27 protein-coding genes are annotated in these 19,684 nt (G+C 64.9%); 7 read left to right on the top strand and 20 right to left on the bottom strand.

Translation table 11 applies throughout. The features are described from left to right. The first annotated feature begins 8 nt into the window (after positions 1-8). From A3Q7_RS0115955 to A3Q7_RS19990, 3 genes are read left to right on the top strand one after another with little or no spacing between them, the layout of a single operon-like run. A complete protein-coding gene (locus tag A3Q7_RS0115955; protein WP_018412908.1) occupies positions 9-1,745 on the top strand; it encodes an ATP-binding protein in 1,737 nt (578 codons plus the stop codon). Positions 1,746-1,760: 15 nt separating this feature from the next. Then, complete coding sequence (locus A3Q7_RS0115950; protein WP_018412907.1) at positions 1,761-2,303, top strand: flavodoxin; 543 nt, start codon at positions 1,761-1,763, stop codon at positions 2,301-2,303. 56 nt (positions 2,304-2,359) lie between these two features. Next, positions 2,360-2,716 (top strand): hypothetical protein, encoded by a 357-nt coding sequence (locus A3Q7_RS19990; RefSeq protein ID WP_018412906.1) that lies wholly within the window; start codon positions 2,360-2,362, stop codon positions 2,714-2,716. Positions 2,717-3,515: 799 nt separating this feature from the next. Here A3Q7_RS19990 and nifK read toward each other — a convergent pair. From nifK to nifH, 3 genes are all read right to left on the bottom strand, one after another. After that, the gene (gene nifK, locus A3Q7_RS0115940) at positions 3,516-5,075 is read right to left on the bottom strand and encodes a nitrogenase molybdenum-iron protein subunit beta (protein WP_026224925.1); all 1,560 of its coding nucleotides are present in this window, start codon (positions 5,073-5,075) and stop codon (positions 3,516-3,518) included. A 114-nt stretch (positions 5,076-5,189) separates the two neighbouring features. Beyond that, entirely contained in the window at positions 5,190-6,644 is a 1,455-nt protein-coding gene (gene nifD, locus A3Q7_RS0115935; protein ID WP_018412904.1) for a nitrogenase molybdenum-iron protein alpha chain, read from the bottom strand. A 193-nt stretch (positions 6,645-6,837) separates the two neighbouring features. Continuing rightward, on the bottom strand, positions 6,838-7,713 hold the full coding sequence (gene nifH / locus A3Q7_RS0115930; protein WP_018412903.1) for a nitrogenase iron protein: 876 nt from the start codon (positions 7,711-7,713) through the stop codon (positions 6,838-6,840). Positions 7,714-8,135: 422 nt separating this feature from the next. Between nifH and A3Q7_RS0115925 the strand changes: the two genes are divergently transcribed. The 3 genes from A3Q7_RS0115925 to A3Q7_RS0115915 all read left to right on the top strand — a co-directional run bounded on the left by A3Q7_RS0115925 (position 8,136) and on the right by A3Q7_RS0115915 (position 9,731). Next, the gene (locus A3Q7_RS0115925) at positions 8,136-8,603 is read left to right on the top strand and encodes a group II truncated hemoglobin (RefSeq protein ID WP_040571010.1); all 468 of its coding nucleotides are present in this window, start codon (positions 8,136-8,138) and stop codon (positions 8,601-8,603) included. Then, positions 8,584-9,177, top strand: a complete 594-nt coding sequence (locus tag A3Q7_RS0115920; RefSeq protein ID WP_018412901.1) for a hypothetical protein — start codon at positions 8,584-8,586, stop codon at positions 9,175-9,177. Before A3Q7_RS0115925 ends, A3Q7_RS0115920 begins: the two co-directional genes overlap by 20 nt. A gap of 113 nt (positions 9,178-9,290) precedes the next feature. Next, on the top strand, positions 9,291-9,731 hold the full coding sequence (locus A3Q7_RS0115915; protein ID WP_018412900.1) for an ArsC/Spx/MgsR family protein: 441 nt from the start codon (positions 9,291-9,293) through the stop codon (positions 9,729-9,731). A 35-nt stretch (positions 9,732-9,766) separates the two neighbouring features. Here the strand turns inward: A3Q7_RS0115915 and A3Q7_RS20830 are convergent, their stop codons facing one another. Further along, complete coding sequence (locus A3Q7_RS20830; protein ID WP_157278215.1) at positions 9,767-9,940, bottom strand: hypothetical protein; 174 nt, start codon at positions 9,938-9,940, stop codon at positions 9,767-9,769. Between the two features lie 16 nt (positions 9,941-9,956). Between A3Q7_RS20830 and A3Q7_RS0115905 the strand changes: the two genes are divergently transcribed. Beyond that, positions 9,957-10,223 carry a DUF6156 family protein gene (locus tag A3Q7_RS0115905; protein ID WP_026224923.1) on the top strand — a complete coding sequence of 89 codons (267 nt, stop codon included), beginning with the start codon at positions 9,957-9,959 and terminating at the stop codon, positions 10,221-10,223. A gap of 17 nt (positions 10,224-10,240) precedes the next feature. Here A3Q7_RS0115905 and A3Q7_RS0115900 read toward each other — a convergent pair whose 3' ends face one another. The 16 genes from A3Q7_RS0115900 to nifB are packed head-to-tail and all read right to left on the bottom strand — an operon-like array spanning position 10,241 to position 19,559. Next, positions 10,241-10,606, bottom strand: a complete 366-nt coding sequence (locus tag A3Q7_RS0115900) for a ribonuclease HepT family protein (RefSeq protein WP_018412897.1) — start codon at positions 10,604-10,606, stop codon at positions 10,241-10,243. An 11-nt stretch (positions 10,607-10,617) separates the two neighbouring features. After that, positions 10,618-10,851 (bottom strand): hypothetical protein, encoded by a 234-nt coding sequence (locus tag A3Q7_RS0115895; protein ID WP_018412896.1) that lies wholly within the window; start codon positions 10,849-10,851, stop codon positions 10,618-10,620. Between the two features lie 49 nt (positions 10,852-10,900). Then, positions 10,901-11,197, bottom strand: a complete 297-nt coding sequence (locus A3Q7_RS0115890; protein ID WP_018412895.1) for a 2Fe-2S iron-sulfur cluster-binding protein — start codon at positions 11,195-11,197, stop codon at positions 10,901-10,903. Positions 11,198-11,235: 38 nt separating this feature from the next. Further along, positions 11,236-12,084: an SIR2 family NAD-dependent protein deacylase gene (locus A3Q7_RS0115885; protein ID WP_018412894.1), complete on the bottom strand. Its 849-nt coding sequence runs from the start codon at positions 12,082-12,084 to the stop codon at positions 11,236-11,238. 9 nt (positions 12,085-12,093) lie between these two features. Then, entirely contained in the window at positions 12,094-13,245 is a 1,152-nt protein-coding gene (locus A3Q7_RS0115880; RefSeq protein WP_018412893.1) for a DegT/DnrJ/EryC1/StrS family aminotransferase, read from the bottom strand. Positions 13,246-13,259: 14 nt separating this feature from the next. Next, the gene (locus A3Q7_RS0115875) at positions 13,260-13,523 is read right to left on the bottom strand and encodes a hypothetical protein (RefSeq protein WP_018412892.1); all 264 of its coding nucleotides are present in this window, start codon (positions 13,521-13,523) and stop codon (positions 13,260-13,262) included. A gap of 1 nt (position 13,524) precedes the next feature. Further along, positions 13,525-13,740 (bottom strand): putative nitrogen fixation protein NifT, encoded by a 216-nt coding sequence (gene nifT / locus A3Q7_RS0115870; RefSeq protein WP_026224921.1) that lies wholly within the window; start codon positions 13,738-13,740, stop codon positions 13,525-13,527. A 27-nt stretch (positions 13,741-13,767) separates the two neighbouring features. Next, complete coding sequence (locus A3Q7_RS0115865) at positions 13,768-14,904, bottom strand: cysteine desulfurase family protein (RefSeq protein WP_018412890.1); 1,137 nt, start codon at positions 14,902-14,904, stop codon at positions 13,768-13,770. Beyond that, entirely contained in the window at positions 14,901-15,269 is a 369-nt protein-coding gene (locus A3Q7_RS0115860) for a DUF3024 domain-containing protein (RefSeq protein ID WP_018412889.1), read from the bottom strand. Before A3Q7_RS0115860 ends, A3Q7_RS0115865 begins: the two co-directional genes overlap by 4 nt. Before the next feature lie 17 nt (positions 15,270-15,286). Continuing rightward, a complete protein-coding gene (locus A3Q7_RS0115855) occupies positions 15,287-15,559 on the bottom strand; it encodes a nitrogen fixation protein NifZ (protein WP_018412888.1) in 273 nt (90 codons plus the stop codon). Between the two features lie 2 nt (positions 15,560-15,561). Further along, on the bottom strand, positions 15,562-15,912 hold the full coding sequence (locus A3Q7_RS0115850; protein ID WP_018412887.1) for a nitrogen fixation protein NifZ: 351 nt from the start codon (positions 15,910-15,912) through the stop codon (positions 15,562-15,564). After that, positions 15,905-16,708 carry a 4Fe4S-binding leucine-rich repeat protein gene (locus tag A3Q7_RS0115845; protein WP_232418007.1) on the bottom strand — a complete coding sequence of 268 codons (804 nt, stop codon included), beginning with the start codon at positions 16,706-16,708 and terminating at the stop codon, positions 15,905-15,907. The genes A3Q7_RS0115850 and A3Q7_RS0115845 overlap by 8 nt, the downstream gene beginning before the upstream one ends. Continuing rightward, complete coding sequence (locus tag A3Q7_RS0115840) at positions 16,705-17,268, bottom strand: tetratricopeptide repeat protein (RefSeq protein WP_018412885.1); 564 nt, start codon at positions 17,266-17,268, stop codon at positions 16,705-16,707. Before A3Q7_RS0115840 ends, A3Q7_RS0115845 begins: the two co-directional genes overlap by 4 nt. Positions 17,269-17,280: 12 nt before the next feature. Then, on the bottom strand, positions 17,281-17,706 hold the full coding sequence (locus tag A3Q7_RS0115835) for a HesB/IscA family protein (RefSeq protein WP_018412884.1): 426 nt from the start codon (positions 17,704-17,706) through the stop codon (positions 17,281-17,283). An 8-nt stretch (positions 17,707-17,714) separates the two neighbouring features. Next, positions 17,715-17,927 (bottom strand): 4Fe-4S binding protein, encoded by a 213-nt coding sequence (locus A3Q7_RS0115830; RefSeq protein WP_018412883.1) that lies wholly within the window; start codon positions 17,925-17,927, stop codon positions 17,715-17,717. 57 nt (positions 17,928-17,984) lie between these two features. Next, positions 17,985-19,559, bottom strand: a complete 1,575-nt coding sequence (gene nifB / locus A3Q7_RS0115825; protein WP_018412882.1) for a nitrogenase cofactor biosynthesis protein NifB — start codon at positions 19,557-19,559, stop codon at positions 17,985-17,987. Positions 19,560-19,684 lie beyond the last annotated feature (125 nt).

The raw sequence follows: 19,684 nt of genomic DNA, 5'->3' as shown, positions 1-19,684 counted from the left end.
GGCCGCCCATGAGCATGAATGTGTCGATGGATGCGCCGCTGGTCGAGCGCATGATAGAGGCGTATCCGGATCTGTCCGGCCTGCGCGATCAGTTGCGCTACGGTCACCGCATCGAGGTGCCGGTGTCCCGCCTGTCGGTCGGCGCGCTGCGCTTTCTCGCCGGCATCTATGCCGAATCCGGTCCGGTGCTGGCGCAGCGCGGCGCCCTGCTGTCCACGCTGGCCGATGCGCTGGATGGCGATGGCCAGCGCTTCGAGGCGGGTCAGCTCGAACAGCTCGTACCGGCGCTGGCGCGCCATCTGGCGCGCAACGCGATACGCGGCTGGCTGTTCACCGCCAATGCGACGACGCGTCCGCTGCCCTGGGTGGTGACCCGTCTGGATTACACGCCCGCCAACAACGAGGAGACCGGCAAGGTCTTCATCGAACTGAAGGCGAACGTGAAAGCCAGCATCGCCACCCAGGTGATACGCATCTACGGCAGCGACATCGAAAACCGCACCGTCGCCGAGGTGCTCGCCGAGAAGGGCTTCGTGAAGGAAACGGCGGCGCTGGTCGCGGCATCCGACGTGACGACCGAACGCTACGTGGAGTGGCGCGCGCGCTATGGCGCGCAGTTCTCGGGCGATGGCACCGGCTTTCATGCGGAAGATCCCACGGCCACGCATCGCGACACCGACTGGTCACGCAAGGACAGCGTGGTGCTGAGCGCGGGCGGTGGCCGTGCGCGCCTGGTGAACGACGAAGGCATCCTGCCGCCGCGCTCGCTGCTGCTCGATGCGCCGGGCGACATCCTCGGCCCCTATCTGCGCAAGGCGGCCAAGAGCAACCGCTACGAAGCGGAGGACGAGGTCGATGCCTCGCGCGCGGAAATGCCGGAGGGGCTTTTTTCGCAGCTTCCGGTGCATCCCTTCATGCTCATGTTCCATCTCGACCTGCATCACCACGTGTGGGTGCATGTGGACGACATCGAGCCGTGGGCCTATCAACCGGGCCTGAAAGCCAAGCTGGTGCTGCCGCCGGCGCAGACCGACCTGATCGACATCCTGACCGCCGAGATGGATGTGCTGATGGACGACATCGTCGCCGGCAAGGGCGGCGGCACCACCGTGCTGTGCGCCGGCCCCCCCGGCGTGGGCAAGACCCTCACCGCCGAGGTGTACGCCGAAATCATCGGCCGCCCGCTCTATCGCGTGCACTCCGGGCAACTCGGCCTGAACGTGGCACAGATGGAATCGGCGCTGAAGAACGTGCTGGTGCGCGCGCAGCGCTGGGGCGCGGTCATGCTGATCGACGAGGCGGATGTCTATATCAAGCGGCGCGAGGACGACATGACCATGAATGCCGTGGTCGGCGTATTCCTGCGCGTGCTCGAGTATTTCAACGGCCTGCTCTTCCTGACCACCAACCGCATCGACGACATCGACGAAGCCATCGTGTCGCGCTGCATCGCGCTCATCCGCTATGACGCGCCCGACCTGCCGGCGCGCGTGCGCATATGGCAGGTGATGGCGGCGCAGTTCGGCCTGTCCATCGACGAGGCGCTGTGCACCGAACTGGCCCGTCGCTACCCGGACGCCTCGGGTCGGGACATCAAAGGCCTGGCCAAGCTGGCAGCCAAGTACTGCCAGCACAAGCTTTCCGCGCCCACGCTGGACGTGTTCCGGCGCTGCGCGGTCTTCAGGGGCATGAACGAAGGTCCGGAATACCGGAACGAAGCCGCCCCGCATTCACCACCGCACTGACTGGAGTTTCATCCCATGGCACGCATCGGACTCTTTTTCGGCACCAACAGCGGCAGCACGCGCAAGGTCGCGAAGCAGATCAAGAAGCGCTTCGACGACGACACGATGGCCGAACCGGTCAACATCAACAAGGCCAGCGTCGAGGATCTGCTCGCCTACGACTATCTCATCCTCGGCACGCCCACGCTGGGCGACGGCCTGCTGCCCGGCATCGAGGCGGAATGCGACGACGAAAGCTGGGCCGAAGCACTGGGCAAATTCAAGGGCGCCAGCTTTGCCGGCAAGACGGTTGCGCTGTTCGGCCTGGGCGACCAGGACACCTACGGCCACGAATTCGTCGATGGCCTCATCCTGCTGTACGACTTCTTCAAGGACGCCGGCGCGCGCATCGTCGGCGCCTGGCCGACCGAAGGCTACAACTTCACCGAATCGCAATCGGTGATCGATGGCAAGTTCGTCGGCCTGGCGATCGACCAGGACATCCAGCCGGACATGACCGCCGAACGGCTGGAAGGCTGGCTCAAGCTCATCGCTCCGGATTTCGGCCTGCCGGCCTGATCCATCCTGATGACCGGGGACGGCCTGCGCCGTCCCCCGACACCTGTGCATACCTCATGGCCCGCTCACTGATTGCCGCCCTGCCCGCCGCGCCGGATGTCACGTCGCTCAATGCCGCACTGAAGCGCGCCGGTTTCGCCTTGCGCGTGGAAGCGGAATGGGACGACCCCGACCACACCGGCTTCACGCCCTGCACGCTTGACGGCGAGGACGCCGGCTTCGAACTGAAGCGCAGCCCCGGACAGCTTCAGGTGCGCTGGAGCGGCGACCCGCGCGAACACGCGGCCGCCCTCGCCGTCGTCGCGGTTCTGGCGGACGCCTTCGGCGCGCAGGTCAGCGCCCCCGATTCCGACGCGCCACTGTCGCCGCCGGAACTGAAGGACAATGCACACGCGCTGTTCGAAGGGCTCTGACGCCTGCACCGCCTCGACGTCGAGCGACGCTCGATCGCTTGCAGGAGCACGCACCGCTCGCGACCCCACCCTCGAACGAAGTCGCCGGCCCGCGTGCGCCGCGTCGCGACCTGGGGGTCGCTCCTACAGAACCGTGCGCTGACCGCGAACGTAGCGAAGATGTCGTAGGAGCGAGCCCCGCTCGCGACCCCACCCTCGAACGGAGCCGCCGGCCCGCGTGCGCCGCGTCGCGACCTGGGGGTCGCTCCTACAGAACCGTGCGCTGGCCGCGAACGGAGCGGGGTTGTCGTAGGAGCGAGCCCTGCTCGCGACCCTAGCCTGGAACGAAGGCTGCGGCCGACATGGGCCGCGTCGCGACCTGGGGGTCGCTCCTACAGAACCGCGCGCTGGCCGCGAACGGAGCGGGGTTGTCGTAGGAGCGAGCCCTGCTCGCGACCCTAGCCTGGAACGAAGCCTGCGGCCGGCGTGGGCCGCGTCGCGACCTGGGGGTCGCTCCTACAGAACCGCGCGCTGACCACGAACGGAGCGGGGATGTCGTAGGAGCGAGCCTTGCTCGCGACCCTAGCCTGGAACGAAGCCTGCGGCCGGCGTGGGCCGCGTCGCGACCTGGGGTCGCTCCTACAGAACCGCGCGCTGACCACGAACGGAGCGGGGATGTCGTAGGAGCGAGCCCCGCTCGCGACAACACCCGCAAACGAAGCCCACGGCCGGCATGCGCGGCGTTGCGCCCTTGGGGCGAAGGGGCAAAAAAAAGCCGCGCCTGCACGGAAGTGCGGCGCGGCAACCAAGGAAATGCGGTTCAGCGGATGATGTCGTACGAGTAGTCGGTCTTGCCCGGCACGATGGTGTTCGTGTCGATGGACTCGAAGAACTCGTCCAGCAGCATGACCAGCACGCGCAGGCCGCCTTCGTAACCCCAGATCGGGTAGCGGTGGTAGTGGTGACGATCGAAGATCGGGAACACCATGCGGATCAGCGGGGTGCCGGTGTCGCGCTCGAGATACTTGCCGTAGGTGTTGCCGATCAGGAAATCGACCGGTTCCGTGTACAGCAGGGAGCGCATGTGCCAAAGGTCGCGCTTCGGATACACCTTGCAGCCGCCGCCATAGGGCGAGGCGTCGAGCACCTGCTGCACCTTCGCCGCCCACTCCTTCTCGCCATTGGTGGCGAGGATGTGCACCGGCTCGGCACCCAGCTCGAGCAGGAATTCGGTCAGGCCCAGCATCATGTCGGGGTCGCCGTACATGGCGTAGCGCTTGCCGTGCAGGTGAGCCTGCGAGTCGGCCATCGCATCGACCAGTTGGCCGCGTTCCTTTTCCAGCTCGGCCGGGATGGGCTTGCCGGTCAGGCGCGAAATTTCCATCAGGAACTTGTCGGTGCCGGCAACGCCGATCGGGCTGTTCAGCAGCACGACTTCCTGGCCATGGTCGGCGATGAACTTGGCGGTACGCTCGCAGCAGAACTCCTGGAAGATGACCGTGGCCTTGGAATGCAGGGCGCGCTCGACGGTTTCCTTGGTGGTGCCGCCTTCGTACATCCGGAATTCGCCATCGGTCGGCGTGTTCCAGGTTTCCGACGGATCGCAGATGATGTTGTAGTCGATCTCGAACATGTCGAGGATGCGCTTCATTTCCTTCATGTTGCCGACGACGAAGCCGTCGAAACCGAAGATGAAGTTGATCGCATCGTTGGGCTGGCGCTCCAGCTTGGGCGCGGTGTCGGCCTTGCCGTCCCAGAAGTGGCGCAGGATGCCGAGCAGCGCGTTGTCGTAGCCGGTGATGTGGCTGCCGACGAAGGCCGGGGTGTGCGCGAACGGCACGTCGAATTCCATCGGCACGCTGCCCTTGTCCTTCGAGGTCTTGATGAAGGCGTTCAGGTCATCGCCGATCACTTCGGCCATGCAGGTGGTCGACACGGCGATCATGTCGGGCTTGTACAGATTGTACGAGTTCGCCAGGCCATCGATCATGTTGTTCAGGCCACCGAACACCGCTGCATCTTCGGTCATCGACGAGGACACGCAGGAGGTCGGTTCCTTGAAGTGACGCGAGAAGTGCGAACGGTAGTAGGCGACACAGCCCTGCGAGCCATGCACGAAGGACAGCGTCTTGTGGAAGCCATTGGCTACATAGACGGCGCCGAGCGGCTGGCAGGCCTTGGCCGGATTGACGGTCAGGGCTTCACGGGCGAAGTTCTTTTCCTTGTAGTCCTCGGTCTTCGTCCATTCGACGATTTCCTGGATCTTCGCGTCCGGATGGTTGTACTCGAACTGTTCCTTCTTGTTCTTCAGAAGGTCCTGGTATTCCGGCTCGCGGAACAGGTGTTCGTGGTCGAGGATCTTGTCGGCTGATTGAGGCATGGTGAACACTCCTTGTTGTAGGGTGGGCAGGGGCTGATCCCCGCCCGGTGACCTTGCGGTCCTGGTGGTGGGTTTCGGTGCCCTCAACCCACCCTACGCTTCACGTCGTACTGCTTACTTCTTCCACGGAGCCCTGGACAGGCCCCAGATCGGCGAGCTGATCGCCATGTCCATGTCACGGGCGAAGATGGCGAAGCCGTCGTAGCCGTGGTACGGACCGGAGTAGTCCCAGCTGTGCATCTGACGGAAGGGCACGCCCATCTTCTGGAACACGTACTTTTCCTTGATGCCGGAGCCGACCAGGTCGGGCTTCACCTTTTCGACGAACTTCTCGAATTCGTAGCCGGTGACGTCGTCATAGATCAGCGTGCCGTCCTTGACGTAATGCGTGGTGCGCTGGTAGTCGTCGTTGTGGCCGAATTCGTAGCCGGTGCCGACCACTTCCATGCCCAGGTCCTCATAGGCACCGATCACGTGACGCGGACGCAGACCGCCCACGAACAGCATGACCTTCTTGCCTTCCAGGCGCGGACGGTACTTGTCGATCACCGCCTGCATCAGCGGCTTGTACTTGGCGATCACCTTCTCGGCGTTTTCCTTGATGCGATCGTCGAAGTGTGAGGCGATCTCGCGCAGCGATTCTTCGATCTTGCTCGGGCCGAAGAAGTTGTATTCCACCCATGGGATGCCGTACTTCTCTTCCATGTGGCGGCTGATGTAGTTCATCGAGCGATAGCAGTGCAGCACGTTCAGCTTCGCCTTCGGGGTGTTCTCCAGCTCGGCGATGGTGCCGTCGCCGGACCACTGGGCGATCACGCGCAGACCCATCTCTTCCAGCAGGATGCGGCTGGACCAGGCGTCGCCACCGATGTTGTAGTCGCCGATGATGGCCACGTCGTACGGGGTGGAGACGAACTCGCGTTCCTTCTTGGTGGTGCCTTCGAACACCCAGTCGCGGATCGCGTCATTGGCGATGTGGTGGCCGAGCGACTGGCTGACGCCGCGGAAGCCTTCGCAGCGCACCGGCACGATGGTGTGGCCGCCGTATTCCTTCGACTTCTTCTTCGACACCGCTTCGATGTCGTCACCGATCAGGCCGATCGGGCATTCCGACTGCACGCTGATGCCCTTGTTGAGCGGGAACAGTTGCTGGATTTCATCCATGATGACTTCCAGCTTCTTGTCACCGCCGAACACGATGTCCTTTTCCTGGAAGTCCGACGTGAACTGCATGGTGACGAAGGTGTCGACCCCGGTCACGCCGATGTAGTAGTTGCGGCGGGCAGCCCACGAGTACTGGCCGCAGCCGACCGGGCCATGCGAAATGTGGATCATGTCCTTGATCGGGCCCCACACCACGCCCTTGGAACCGGCATAGGCACAGCCACGGATGGTCATCACGCCGGGCAGCGACTTGATGTTGGACTTGACGCCGCAGTCCGGCTTGCCTTCCTCATGCACATTGAGGTGCTTGGCGCGCTTCTTGGCGGTCTTTTCCGGGTAGGCCTTCAGCACTTCGGCGATCAGTGCTGCGTTCTGTGCCTTCTTTTCGTCTACGGTCATGCTCATGTGAATACTCCTGTCGTATCAAGCGCCCCCCAGGGCCGGTCTGTCCGGCCCCTCCCCCGCGGGGGATGAGCGGATCGCGGGGCGTCCTGCGTTCCGCTCAGAGAGCAGAGGGAGGGAGAGTCGCGGGCTTGCTGGCGCTGGCCGGAAAGCCACGGACCGGAATCCGCGACTCCCCTTACTCGACTCTCGCTTCTCAGGCGGCAGTTGCGGCCTTGCCGACCTGCGACTCGTCGACCTGGGCCATGACGCCGTGCTCCATCAGCAGGTCTTCGAGTTCGTCCATCGTGATCGGGGTCGGGATGATGCCCTGGCCCTTGTTCGCATGGACCTTCTCCGCCAGCATGCGGTACTGACCGGCTTGCGCAGAATCCGGCGCATACTCGATCACCGTCATGCGGCGCAGTTCGGCGTGCTGCACGATGTTGTCGCGCGGCACGAAGTGGATCAGCGTGGTGCCCAGCTTCTTGGCCAGCGACTCGGCCAGTTCCAGTTCCTTGTCGGTCTTGCGCTCGTTGCAGACCAGGCCGCCCAGACGCACGCCGCCCGAATTGGCGTACTTCAGAATGCCCTTGGAAATGTTGTTGGCGGCGTACATGGCCATCATTTCGCCGGACATGACGATGTAGATTTCCTGCGCCTTGTTTTCGCGGATCGGCATGGCGAAGCCGCCGCACACCACGTCACCCAGAACGTCGTAGGACACGTAATCGACGCCTTCGTAGGCGCCGTTCTCTTCCAGGAAGTTGATCGAGGTGATCACGCCACGGCCGGCGCAGCCGACGCCGGGTTCCGGGCCACCGGATTCGACACAGCGGATGTCGCGGAAGCCGATCTTCATGACGTCTTCCAGTTCCAGGTCTTCCACCGAACCGGCTTCAGCGGCCAGCGACAGGATGGTGTCCTGTGCCTTTGCGTGCAGGATCAGGCGAGTCGAGTCAGCCTTGGGATCGCAACCGACGATGAGGATCTTCTGACCCATTTCGGCCAGCGCGGCCAGGGTGTTCTGCGAAGTGGTCGACTTGCCGATACCACCCTTGCCATAGAAGGCGATTTGTCTGAGAGAGGACATGTGTGTTTCTCCTGAGTCGATGAGACGTTGAATGCCGCCAAGCACAGGGTCTTGACGGAGTACCGTGCCACCGGATGCAGCCCCTCGTGCCCATTGTTGGTCTTCATGGTCAGCCACTGGTCGGCAAGACATGGTCGGTGCATGACCGATTCAGCAACTGGCGTGCCATTCTTCATGGAGGACATCGGAATGGCGTGCGCACGCCGTTCCAGAGAGTTCCGGGGGTGCCGTGACGGGCACCGCGCGCTTGCGACAAATGCGACAAATCCCTCAGCGTTGTGGGGTTTTGTCCGGGAACGATGGCAATGCGACAGCGTTGTGAGTCTCGCGACATTCCGCGTGCACAGGCGGTTTGGCGTCGCCGCGGGCAAACGGGTACGGCGCTTGCTCCCGTGGTCATGTCAACCCATAGGCAGATGATCATGAACCCGCGCCCGCCTGCCCCGCCTCCCGTTGCACCGTCGGTGGCTTCGGCCCCCGTTGCGCACAATCCGCATTACGAGCGCATAGGTGGAGAAGCGACGATCACCCTCCTGGTCGATCGCTTCTACGCCCACATGAGCGAGCGGGAGGATGCGCAGGCCATCCGTGCCATGCACGGACCGGACTTGCGCGATGTGAAGCGTGTGCTCGTGAACTATCTGGTCGAGTGGATGGGTGGCCCGCAACGCTATTCAACGGAGCGCGGCCATCCGCGACTGCGCCGCAAGCATCTGTCCTTCCGCATCGGCCAGGCCGAACGCGATGCGTGGATGGTCTGCATGCGCGCAGCGCTGACGGAAACGGTGAGCGACGACAACCTGCGTCGCGAACTCGACAACGCCTTTTTCAAGACCGCGGACTTTCTCCGCAACGATCAGGGGACCCCTCATGAGCATTCAAATCGCTGAAACCGCATTCGCCGGCCTGGACGCAGACAAGCGTCTGCTGAACCCGGTGTTCAAGGGTGAAACACCCAAGGGCGGACGCTTCGGCTTCCGCGGTGACATCGCGCTGAAATTCGCCCAGCAGTTCGCGGATGAGGCCCGTCCTCCGGAAATCAGCACCGACCAGGTCATCATGGCCGCCGAGGCGGGCTCGTCGCACATCGCCTACTTCACCGGCTTCCTGCTGTCCTTCGAGTACCTCGCGCTGCTGGCCGACGTACTGGGTGACGCACTGTCGCCGAGCGGCAAGTACTTCCTGTTCTGCGACAACATCGACCTGTCGACCCGTTACCAGGTGCAGTACGGCGGAGCGACCTTCTACATCCTGCCGATCGACGAAGCCACCGTGTACAACGAAATGCTCGAGTTGCTCTATCTCGAGAAGAACGACCTCAAGAAGCTGGACACCGGCGGCAAGGTCGATGCCATCGCCGACGCGGCGGCGAAGTTCACCGGCAAGTTCCCGGAAATCACCTATGAGGAAGGCCTCAAGCTCATGGGTCCGATCCGCAATATGTACGAGAATCGTCCGGTCTGAGATGGAGGCCCCCACGCTCGCTTCGCTCGCACAGGGCCGGCTTTGCATGGCCGGCCCGTTCGGCAGGCGCAGCGCGGCGGTACACATGACATGTGCACGGAGGATGAATCTGTATGGCACACGTGGTGTTCTACGAGAAGCCGGGCTGCGGCGGCAACCCGCGCCAGAAGAAATGGCTGCAGGACGCGGGCCATACGCTGACGGTGCGCGACCTGCTGAGCGAGCCGTGGTCGGCCGAGCGTCTGCTCGATTTCCTGGATCCGCTGCCGGTGACCGACTGGTTCAACCGCGCCGCACCCCGTATCAAGCAGGGCGAAGTGGTACCGGAGTCGCTGGAACGCGGGGAGGCGCTGCGGTGGCTGCTGGCCGAGCCGCTGCTCATCCGTCGTCCCTTGCTGCAGGTGGGTGACGAAAGGCGGGTGGGCTTCGACCCGGCCGCGATCGACCTGTGGATAGGGCTCACGCCGGACGCCGCGGCGCGTGCGCAAGCCGCGGCGGAAGGCTGTGCGGCCGGCCCGGCGAAGGCGGCACAGGGGTGCCAGCCACCGGTCTGACCCGGCGCTGCGCGCACCGGTCCGGCGCGACGCATTCAGTCCGGCGTCATGTCCGGCTGCAGCACCACCTCGTCCGGCAGGCCGCCACCGTTGCCGAGCATTTCCAGCGCACCCAGCGGCGAATAGCCGGCGTCGCCCTCGAGCAGCACCGTGGCATCCGCGGGCATGTCCTGCAGCGCGGCAATCAACTGTTTCACCGTCATCGACATCGAATCACCTCACTTCATGAGCACGATGCATACACGCTACTTCCTGACCTATCGCGGCGTGAAGCTGCCGCTGCAGTTCGCCGAGGAACTTCAGCCGGAGGCCCTGCGCAACCGGAACACCTGGTTCCAGGTCGATTACGACGCCTCCGGCCGCATCGTCAGTTGCGAAAAGAAGGTGTATGGCGAAACCGAAATGCGCCACGACTACGAGTGGGATGGCGAGCGGCTGGTCCGCGCCCGCATCGCGATCGGCGACGACGAACCCCAGGTCATGGAGTTCTGACCGCAAGTGCCGGCCTCTCAGCTCGCGAACGAAAACAGACCGGGTTCGCGCTCGCGGTACAGGCGCAACCACATGAGCGTGGCCGGCACCAGTGAGGTGACCGCGAACCATATCGTGTCATCCGCCGGCGGACCGCCATCGGGCAAGGCCCGCGACAGCAGCGACCAGCCGGCCCAGTCGATCTCGGGCAGACGCTGACAGGCTTCCGGCGGCATGCCCTGCATCAGTCGCGCGATGATCTGCAGCAGGCGGCACACCTCGGAACGGGTCAGGCGCGAACCGAGGAATTCGTCGCGTTCCAGGCCTTCCGCGAGGATGAGCACGCCACTGCAGCTTTCATCCAGCATGGACAGCGAGGCGGCACTGAACAGCACGCCGGTCATCGCGATCCGCCTCAGGCGCCGATGCGGTATTCGTAGCTCACCGGCCTGGCCTTGCCGACCGCGCCGCACTTGGTGCAACGGAAGCCGGCGGAATAGGCCTGGTTGGAACAGGCGTTGTCGTAGGTCTGACGGCAACCGACATTGCCGCATTCGCACTCGAACAACTGTCCGTTGCACTTGCCGGCAAGACCGGGGCGGTTTCCGGCACACAGGCCGCGTTCGGATTTGATCGCATCGTAGCTCATGGTGTTCTTCCTGTAGTCCTGGTCGTTTTTGTCGAGGGGGCCGGTCGCGTCAGACGAAGCTGAGCAGTTCGACCGTCACGTTCTCTTCACCCATCTTCGCCTGACAGGCGAGACGGGATTTCGAGCCGACGCCGACGATGCTGTCGAGCTTCTCGTTCTCGACGCCGCTGGTCCGGGACAGACTTTTGCGGCCTTCGAGAACGAACAGATGACAGGCGCCGCATTTGGCTTCGCCGCCACACTTGCTGGCAAGCTTTTCGCCGGCAGCCAGAATGGCGGCCAGCAGCGAGGTACCCGGCGCGACTTCGGTGGTGGCGCCGGACGGCTGTATCGTGAGAGTGGGCATGATCAGTTCTCCTTGTGAGGGTGGGACAAAAGGGCGGGTCAGACAGCCGCCGGCGCGAGCACGCGTTCGGCGAATTCGGACAGCGGCATGACAATGCGGGTGATGTTCTGTTCGCCCAGGAACTTCGCCTCCATGCGCGTCGGTTCTTCCGGCATGACGACCCAGTGACGGTCGCTGGAGCGCTTCATGATCTGGCGCGCGAAGGTGCGCGTGAGCTGGTCGTTGAAGCGGCAGCCGAGGAACAGGAAGCTGCGCCCGCTGCGCAGGGCCTGGATTTCCTGCGGAATCGGCGTCTGGATGTCGATCTCGGTCAGCACTTCGACATAGTCGGTGTCCGACACCAGGTAATTGGCCGCCGGCGACGCCGAGCCTATCGGCTTGTACAGGATGGTCTTCCAGTCCGGCGCGCGGTCCGGCACCGGATTGCCGTCCTTGTCGTACCAGCCGGTCCAGGTGCCGAAATGTTCGGACTGCGACAGTCCCTGCACCTCGCCCCAACTGACGCCGGCTTCCTGCAGTGCAGCCGCCATGGCTTCGTCGTACCAGGCATCGACGATCAGCGGCAGACCCAGTCCGGCCAGCCAGGCATGCAGCGGCGATGCGAGCGGCGACGCGGCGAACGCGCTGTTCATCTGGTCGACCAGGGTCTTGCGATGCTTGAAGTTCTCGATGAACTGCGCAGCCTGGGTCAGGCGGTTGCGTATCTTGTGCGGTACCGACACCCTGGCGGTGAGCAGGGCCACCAGCGCCTCGGGATTGGCCGGCACCGCGTACTCCGGTACCAGGGACAGCATGCCCGGGCCGAGATAGGGCACGACGGTGCCCGCGCGCAGGCCGTCCTCGATGGCGCCGATGCGGGCCGACAGATCGCTTGTGCTCGTGGTCATTGGAATTCCTTATAGATAGATGGCGGCGCCGGCACCGACATTGGTGGCGGCGTCCTTGAGCGTCTTGACGATGAAGCGCACTTCGTCCAGCTCGATGAAGCCGTGGAAGGGCAATGCCAGCGAGCGGTCGGCGATGCGGTCGGTATTCGGCAGGCTGCCCTTGGTGTAGCCGTACTGCTGGTAGTGGAACTGCTGGTGCAGCGGCCGACAGTAGCCGGCCGTCTCCACCGCCTCGGTATCCATGTCCTCGATGAGCTGCTGACGCGCGCTCGCGGTGAAGCGCTTGCCCAGATGCACCACGTAGAGCATCCAGTGAACCTCGTCGACGTCCTGCGCCAGATACGGCGGCTTGATGCCTTCGAAGGTCTGCATCTGTTCGTGGTACCAGACCTCGACCTGCTTGCGCCGGGCGTGGATTTCGTCGATGCGTTCCGCCTGGGCGATGCCGATGGCGGCCGCGATGTCGCTCATATTGGCCGACAGCGGTACCCGGCTGCCGACCGATACCGAATTGCGGTCGGCCAGCGAATGCGCGCGCAGATAGCGCAGCTCCGACGCCAGCTTGGGATCGTCGGTCAGCACCATGCCGCCCTCGCCACAGTTCATCGCCAGCGGCTGCGAGAAGTCGAAGATGGACATGTCGCCGAAGGTGCCGACCAGTTTCCCCATGTAGCGGGAGCCGATGGCCTCGGTGGAATCCTCGATCAGGGCCAGGCCGTGCGCGTCGGCAATGTCGCGCAGCGGCTTCCACGCGGCGGGATGGCCGTTGCAGTTGTTGGCGATGATGGCGCGTGTACGCGGCGTGATCTTCGCCTGCACGGCTTCCGGCGCCACCGCGCCGCACCAGTAGTCGATGTCCGCCAGCACCGGCGTCGCACCCACGTGCACGATGGCATGCGCGATGTGATGCCAGCTGTAGGCGCTGGCGATGACCTCGTCGCCGGGGCCGATGCCGAGCGCGCGCAGCGCCATCCACGCACCCGCCATGCCGCTGGACACCGCGACCGCATAGCGGCGGTCGTGCAGGTCGGCAAACACCGATTCGAAGGCTTCGACCATGGGACCGCCGGACAGGCGCCCGGATCGCATCACCTGTTCGACCAGCAGGGATTCGCGTTCGCCGACGTCGGCGATCGAAAGGGGGATCCAGTCACTGTCCATGTCGTTCTCCCGGTTCAGGTGTTCTGCGTCAGCACGATGCCGTGCGCGTTCAGCGGGTCGGTGGTGACCGACCAGCAGTGACCGTCGCTGTGCATCAGGAAGAGGTCGCGGTCGCCGATGCGCAGCGCCGGCTGCTCGCCGCGCATGTCGTAGGGATCGACCGCCGAGGCGTGCACCCCGGGCAGGGCCTGGCGCACGCCGGTGATTGCCTCACGCAGAGTGGGCGCGGCCAGCGTGATGCGCGCCACCTCGCGCAACTGTTCTGCGTTCAGAGCCATGTCAGTCCTTGCCTCCCGTCAGCCGGGCTTCCACCGTGATCGGCAGCTTGGTGTCGGCAGCCATCTCCGGCAGGTCCAGGGTCCAGCCGTTGCCCAGCGTGATCTGGCCACCCCACATATCGGGGCGCTCCATCTGGACGATGGGCTCCTCCAGGTCCTTCTTGGGCACATAGAGCGACAGTTCGCCCTTGCTGCTCCTGCGGATCATGACTTTCATGAAGACTCCTTCTGTTGGGTGATCGGTTCACGCCGCCTCGGCGGCGGCTTCGGTCTGCAGGCTGCGCAGCACGTGCACCACGTGCGACAGGTGTTCGGCGTCGGTGCCGCGGCCGAGCGATATGCGCACGGCGCCGCGCGCAAGACCTTCCGGCACGCCCATGGCAAGGAGCACATGCGAGGGCGCATTGCCGCCGGACGAACAGGCGGCGCCCGATGCGGCATTCAGACCTTCGCGCTCCAGACGCGACAGCACCCGGTCGGCGGAAAAGCCCTCGATCGCGAAGAACAGCGTGTTGGGCAGGCGCGGCACGCCGCGGCCGAACACGGTCAGTCCACTCACGGTTTCCAGCAGCGCGTCTTCCAGCGCGTCGCGCAGCGCGCCGAGCCGCAGAGCTTCCGACTTCAGGCTGGCCTGAGCCTGCCGGGCGGCGGCGGCACAGCCGAGGATGCCCGGCATGTTCTCCGTGCCGCCGCGACGGCCGCGTTCCTGCTGGCCGGGCATCAGCGCGGGCCAGTCCAGTCCCTTGCGTTGCACCAGCACACCGCAGCCCTTGGGACCGCCGAACTTGTGTGCCGACAGCGACATCAGGTCGACGCCCCAGCCGGCGAAGTCCACCGGCATGCGGCCGACCTGCTGGGTCGCATCGATGTGCACCGGCACGCCGGCAGCGCGGGCGGCGGATACCACCTCGCCCACCGGCTGCAGCACCCCGGTTTCGTTATTGGCCGCCATGACCGACACCAGAGCGGCGGGCGTGGCGAGCGCGACACGCAAGGCATCGAGGTCCACCACGCCCAGCGGCGTAACCGGAACGAGTTCGACCTCGACCCCCTGGTCGCGCAGCTTCTGCGCGGCCTTCAGGAAACCGCTGTGCTCGATCGCGGACAGCAGTACGCGCGCCGGTACCGATGCCCGGGCGAGCGCGCCATGCAGCACATGATGATTGGCTTCGGTGGCGCCGCTGGTGAATATGATTTCCGCCGGCTGGGCGCCGATCAGTGCCGCGACGTCGGCCCGCGCCGCCGCCAGCGCGCGCTTCGCCTCCTGACCGGCCGGGTGCTTGGACGACGGGTTGGCCCAGAGCTGGCGCATGCACGCCACGATGGCGTTGACCACCTCGGGCAATGGCTCGGTCGTCGCGTTGTAATCCAGGTAGATCATGGCCAGAACTCCTTGCAGGGATCGTGAACAATGAGATCCAGCACGCGGTCCAGACTGTTGGACCGGGTATGAGCGACCCAGCGCGATGCCGCGTGATCGCGCGCCTCGAGCAGCCAGCTCGCGTCGACATGGCGGATGCGTGCGATGTCTATGCTGCCGCCCTCCGGGTCTACGTTGCGCGAGCAGCACGGACTGGTGATCAGCCAGCCATCGTCGATGTCGTGCAGCACCGGATGCACGTAGCGGTAACGTTCGCGCTGCGCCAGCGCGCGCAGCACGCGCCGCCGCAGCAGCTCCGATTCGGCGACCAGCACGCCGCCGCCGGACACGGCCGCGATGCTGACCGGGCTCAGTGCGGGCGTCATGGCGCGGTCCGCACCGGTCAGACCGGTGCGATCTCCTCTTCCAGCACGCCGATCACGCACGGGCGCGGCTTGTCGTCGGTGCTGCCCGGACCGGCCGCGAACTCGACCATGTAGATCGGAATGTTGGCTTCCTCGTGATGTCCGATCTGCACGATTTCGCCGGGTGCGCCTTCGGCCACCAGCAAGGCATCGAGCGGCACATCGGGATGCGAGCCGTCGTTGTACAGATCGACCGTGGCGGTCACTCTCTGACCCCACTGGTACTTCGCTTCGCGCAGATCGGCAAACATGGTCAGGCGCTCCCCGGACGTATGCCCGACAGTTGCTCGATCTTCTCGTTGCCGAGCGCCTCGGCAACATGGTCGGGCAGGTTGTCGAGGGACACCAGCTCGCGCCCGCGCATGCCGACGCGGTTGCCGGTGTCGATGAACTCGACCGCGTAGATGTAGTACTGCTGCAGGAAATTGCCGATCGACGTGACGAAACCGACGTCACCCTTGCGCGCGAGCACTTCGCCGATGTCCTTGCCGACATAGGTGCCGTCGTTGCGTATCGTGTAGCGGCTGATCACGCGCTCGCCATACTTGAATATCGGCGGAGCCGTCAGTTCGACGGTGTCGCTGTCGCGGCTGATGTCACCCATTGCGATCTCCCTGGTTCAGTCCATCAAGTTCCTCGATGCGCATGCGCGCACGCTCGCGCACATCCTGTTCCGGATCCGCGGCGGACATGCGCAGCGCAAGTTCGCGGTCGGCACGGGCCGCGACCTCCCAGCGCACCTCCCAGGCCGGGTCGTCCGCCATGCGGTACAGCTGCGCAACCGGCAGCCGCTCGACCACCTCGCGCCGCACCGCGGGCTCGCGGTCGCCGCACATGCGCAGCAGTCCCGGCATGCCTATGCGCTTGATCGCCTCCAGCCTCACTTCGGCATCGCGGTCGTCCAGCATGCGCGGCAGCAGGGACAGCGGCAGCCGCTGCGCCACCAGCTTGCGCACGTAGTAGTCCTCGTCTCCGGCCATGGCCAGCAGTTCGCCCCCCTCCAGCCGCATGGCGACGCGGATGCGCACCTCGCGATGCGGGTCCTCGCGCAGACGCACGGTCTGCGCCAGTGGCAGACGCACCGCGACCGAAAGCCGCACGGTTTCGTCTTCGTCGTCGATCAGGGACATGAGACGGAACACGTCGGCATGGCGACAGGCGATCGCCCTCACCTCGAAATAGGGGTGATGCAGGAAGTGATTGCTCAGCGCGGGATTCCAGCGGAAGAAGCGGTCGATGCGCTTGGCGTAGCGGTCCTGCACGCAGGCATGGCCGCGCTGGCAGCGCGCGCCCTGCTCGCGCGCCTCGCAACCGGTGCAATCGAGGTCGGCGCCGGTCCAGTCCAGCGGAGGAATGTCGTCGCCGAACCCGCGTTCGATATCGGCCGTGGCACTCATCATGGCGTCGCCTCCACCGGCGGGGCGGCAATATCCGGACAGTCCTCGTAGCCGATATCGTCCCGTCCCATCCGGGCCAGCACCGCCTTGATCACCTTGTGGCCGACCTTGTCGTCAGGATCCAGTTCGTCCAGTTTGGCAAGCGCCCGCCGCGACGCATCCAGCTCGCCCAGGCGCGCGCTCAGATAGGCGTGGCCCTTGAGACAGAACAGCAGGAAGCGCGGCAACACCTCGAGCCGCGAGAAGCGTTCGTCGGCAGCGATGAGCGCCCAGTCGGCAGGCAGGTCGAGCGCGGATGTGGCCAGAGCGATGGCCCGGTCGGCCACCTCCCGCGCGTCGGCGAGCCGGTTGCCGTAGAAGTGAAAGCGATACAGCGCGATCAGCGTCGCCGGATGATCGGGTGCCAGCGCGCACGCCTGTTCGAGCAGGGCCTGCGCCTCGGCAACGCGGGAACGCACGGTTCCCGCGCGGGCTATCAGCGCTTCGGCCTCGGCCGGCAGACCGTGGCCGAGTGCGGCCAGATCCACGCCGCCCAGCGCGTCCTCGTTGCCGATCGCCTGCATGACATCGCTCCTTCAGCTCCGCCGGATCGCGTCCAGACCGACAGTCACGACGCCAGGCATTGCATGCCCGTGACCGTCGTGTCCATGCGCGTGCTGAACCACCGGCGCACCAGCCGGCGCGCTGCTGCTGCAGGCGCATGGCGCCTGGTTCGGCACGATGAAGGTGAGGCCGCTCTTGGTCGGCGTGTCCGCGAAATCTATGGTCACCCCCTCGAGCAGCAGACGCGACTCGGCGGGCAGGAACAGGCGGCTGCCCGACACCTCGACGACGGAATCGCCGGACGCCGGTGCGGCCTCGACGGTGAACTCGGCGTTGTAGCCCGAGCAACCGCCCGGACTCACGAGCAGGCGGAAGCCGGCTCCTGCGGGTTCACCGGAGAAGCGCACCATGCGCTGGATGAATTTCGACGCGGCGGGCGTCAGGGTCACGTTGGTCATGGTTGTCCTCAGGCGGCTGCCTCGGTTTCAAGGGGGAGGATGCAGTCGTCGATCGGACAGACCGACAGGCACTGCGGGTCATCAAAGTCGCCCTCGCATTCCGTGCACTTGGCCGGATCGATGACGAAGATGTTCTTCAGTTCGCTGATCGCGTCGTTCGGACATTCCGGCTCACAGGCCGAACAGCCCGTACAGAGATTGGCGACGATCTTGAGTGACATGGCTCTTTCTCCTTGGCGAGGGGGACCGCGGCCTGCGCCGCGGTCCGTCCGGACAGATCAGGCTGCGGCGGTGAAGGCACCCTGGCGGATCGATGCATCGCCGCGCGGCACATGCGTGATCTCGCCGCGGGCAACGCGGCCGGTGTAGTCGGCAAACCACGACAGCGCCGCCTTCTCGATGAACTCGTCGGCATAGCGATCCACCGGGTCGATGCCGGCGCCCACCAGTTCGTCGCGCGGGCAGGCACCGATCTTGGACACCAGCACCGCGTGGCAGTCGTTGATCGCATTGACGATGGAGGGCAGTTGCTCGTCCTCGCCATAGCCGCCCTGGCAGTACAGATCGACACGACGGTGACCGACGAACAGCGCCTCGCCCGCCGACACCTCGAAGATCTGGAATTCGTCGGCGTGACCGAAATGCTGGTTCACGCGTCCGCCACCGGTGGTGGCCACGGCGACCAGCACCTTGATGTCCTTGGTCAGCTCGTTGACCTCGGTCGCGCTGAGCGCCTCGATCTTGGCAGCGTGCTGCGCCTGACGTTCGGCTTCGACGCGCTCCTGGTAGCTGCGGCGGCGATCCAGGTCATACACCACTTCCATCTCGTCGATCTTGTCGAGCGTGAATTCCGCGCTGCGGTCCTCGCCCAGCAGGCCGACCGCATCGGCGCGACACTGGCGGCAGTGACGCATCAGGTTGGCACCGCCCATGCAGGCGTCCTGCACCGCCTTCAGCTCTTGCGCGGTGGGGCCGCGCTGGCCGGTCAGGCCGAATACGGTGCCGTGCTCGGCTTCCGAAATGAGCGGCATGATGTTGTGCAGGAAGGCACCGCGTTCCTTGACCGCCTTGTTCACCTCGATCATGTGCGCATCATTGATGCCGGGGATGAGCACCGAATTGATCTTGGTGAGCACACCGCGCGCGGTGAGCATTTCCAGGCCCTTCATCTGCTGCTCGTGCAGGATGCGGGAGGCTTCGACGCCGGTCACGCGCTTGTGGTCCCAGAAGATCCACGGATAGATCTTGGCGCCGATTTCCGGATCGACCATATTGATGGTGATGGTCACGTGGTCGATGTTGTACTTGCAGATCTCGTCGACCAGATCGGGCAGCGCCAGGCCGTTGGTGGACAGGCACAGCTTGATGTCGGGCGCCTGCTCCTGCAGCATCCTGAAGGTGTCGAAGGTCTTCTTGGGATTGGCCAGCGAGTCACCGGGGCCGGCCACACCGAGCACCGTCATCTGCGGGATTTCGCTGGCGACCGCCACCACCTTCTTCACCGCCTGTTCCGGCGTCAGCTTCTGTGACACCACGCCCGGACGCGACTCGTTCGAACAGTCGTACTTGCGGTTGCAGTAGTTGCACTGGATGTTGCAGGCCGGCGCCACCGCCACATGCATGCGTGCATAGTGGTGATGCGCCTCTTCCGAATAACAGGGATGGTTCTTCACCTTGTCCCAGATGTGGGAGGGCATGTCATCCGGACCACCGGACGTGCCGCAACTGGCCTTGCCCTCTCCACCCTTGGTTCCACAGCCCGAATGCGACGGGGCTTCATTGGTGACCGCCAGGGCGTTGCCACTGGATTTCAGGTCAGCCAGGCTGACATAGCTCGCTGCTGCACTTTCCATGAATAGGCTCCTTCTTCTGCTGTGGCGCGACGTGGGCTGGCCCGTTCAAATTAGCCAGTTCCGTGCCACCGCAATTTCCTCTTTTTATTCATGGACATGCAGACACCCTGCCGACCACCTCGATT

It is taken from the genome of Methyloversatilis thermotolerans (assembly GCF_000372885.1).
In the GTDB taxonomy this organism is placed as follows: Bacteria; Pseudomonadota; Gammaproteobacteria; order Burkholderiales; family Rhodocyclaceae; genus Methyloversatilis; species Methyloversatilis thermotolerans.
Note: the sequence above shows the minus strand (reverse complement) of the source record. Positions and strands in the feature narration are given on the sequence as shown.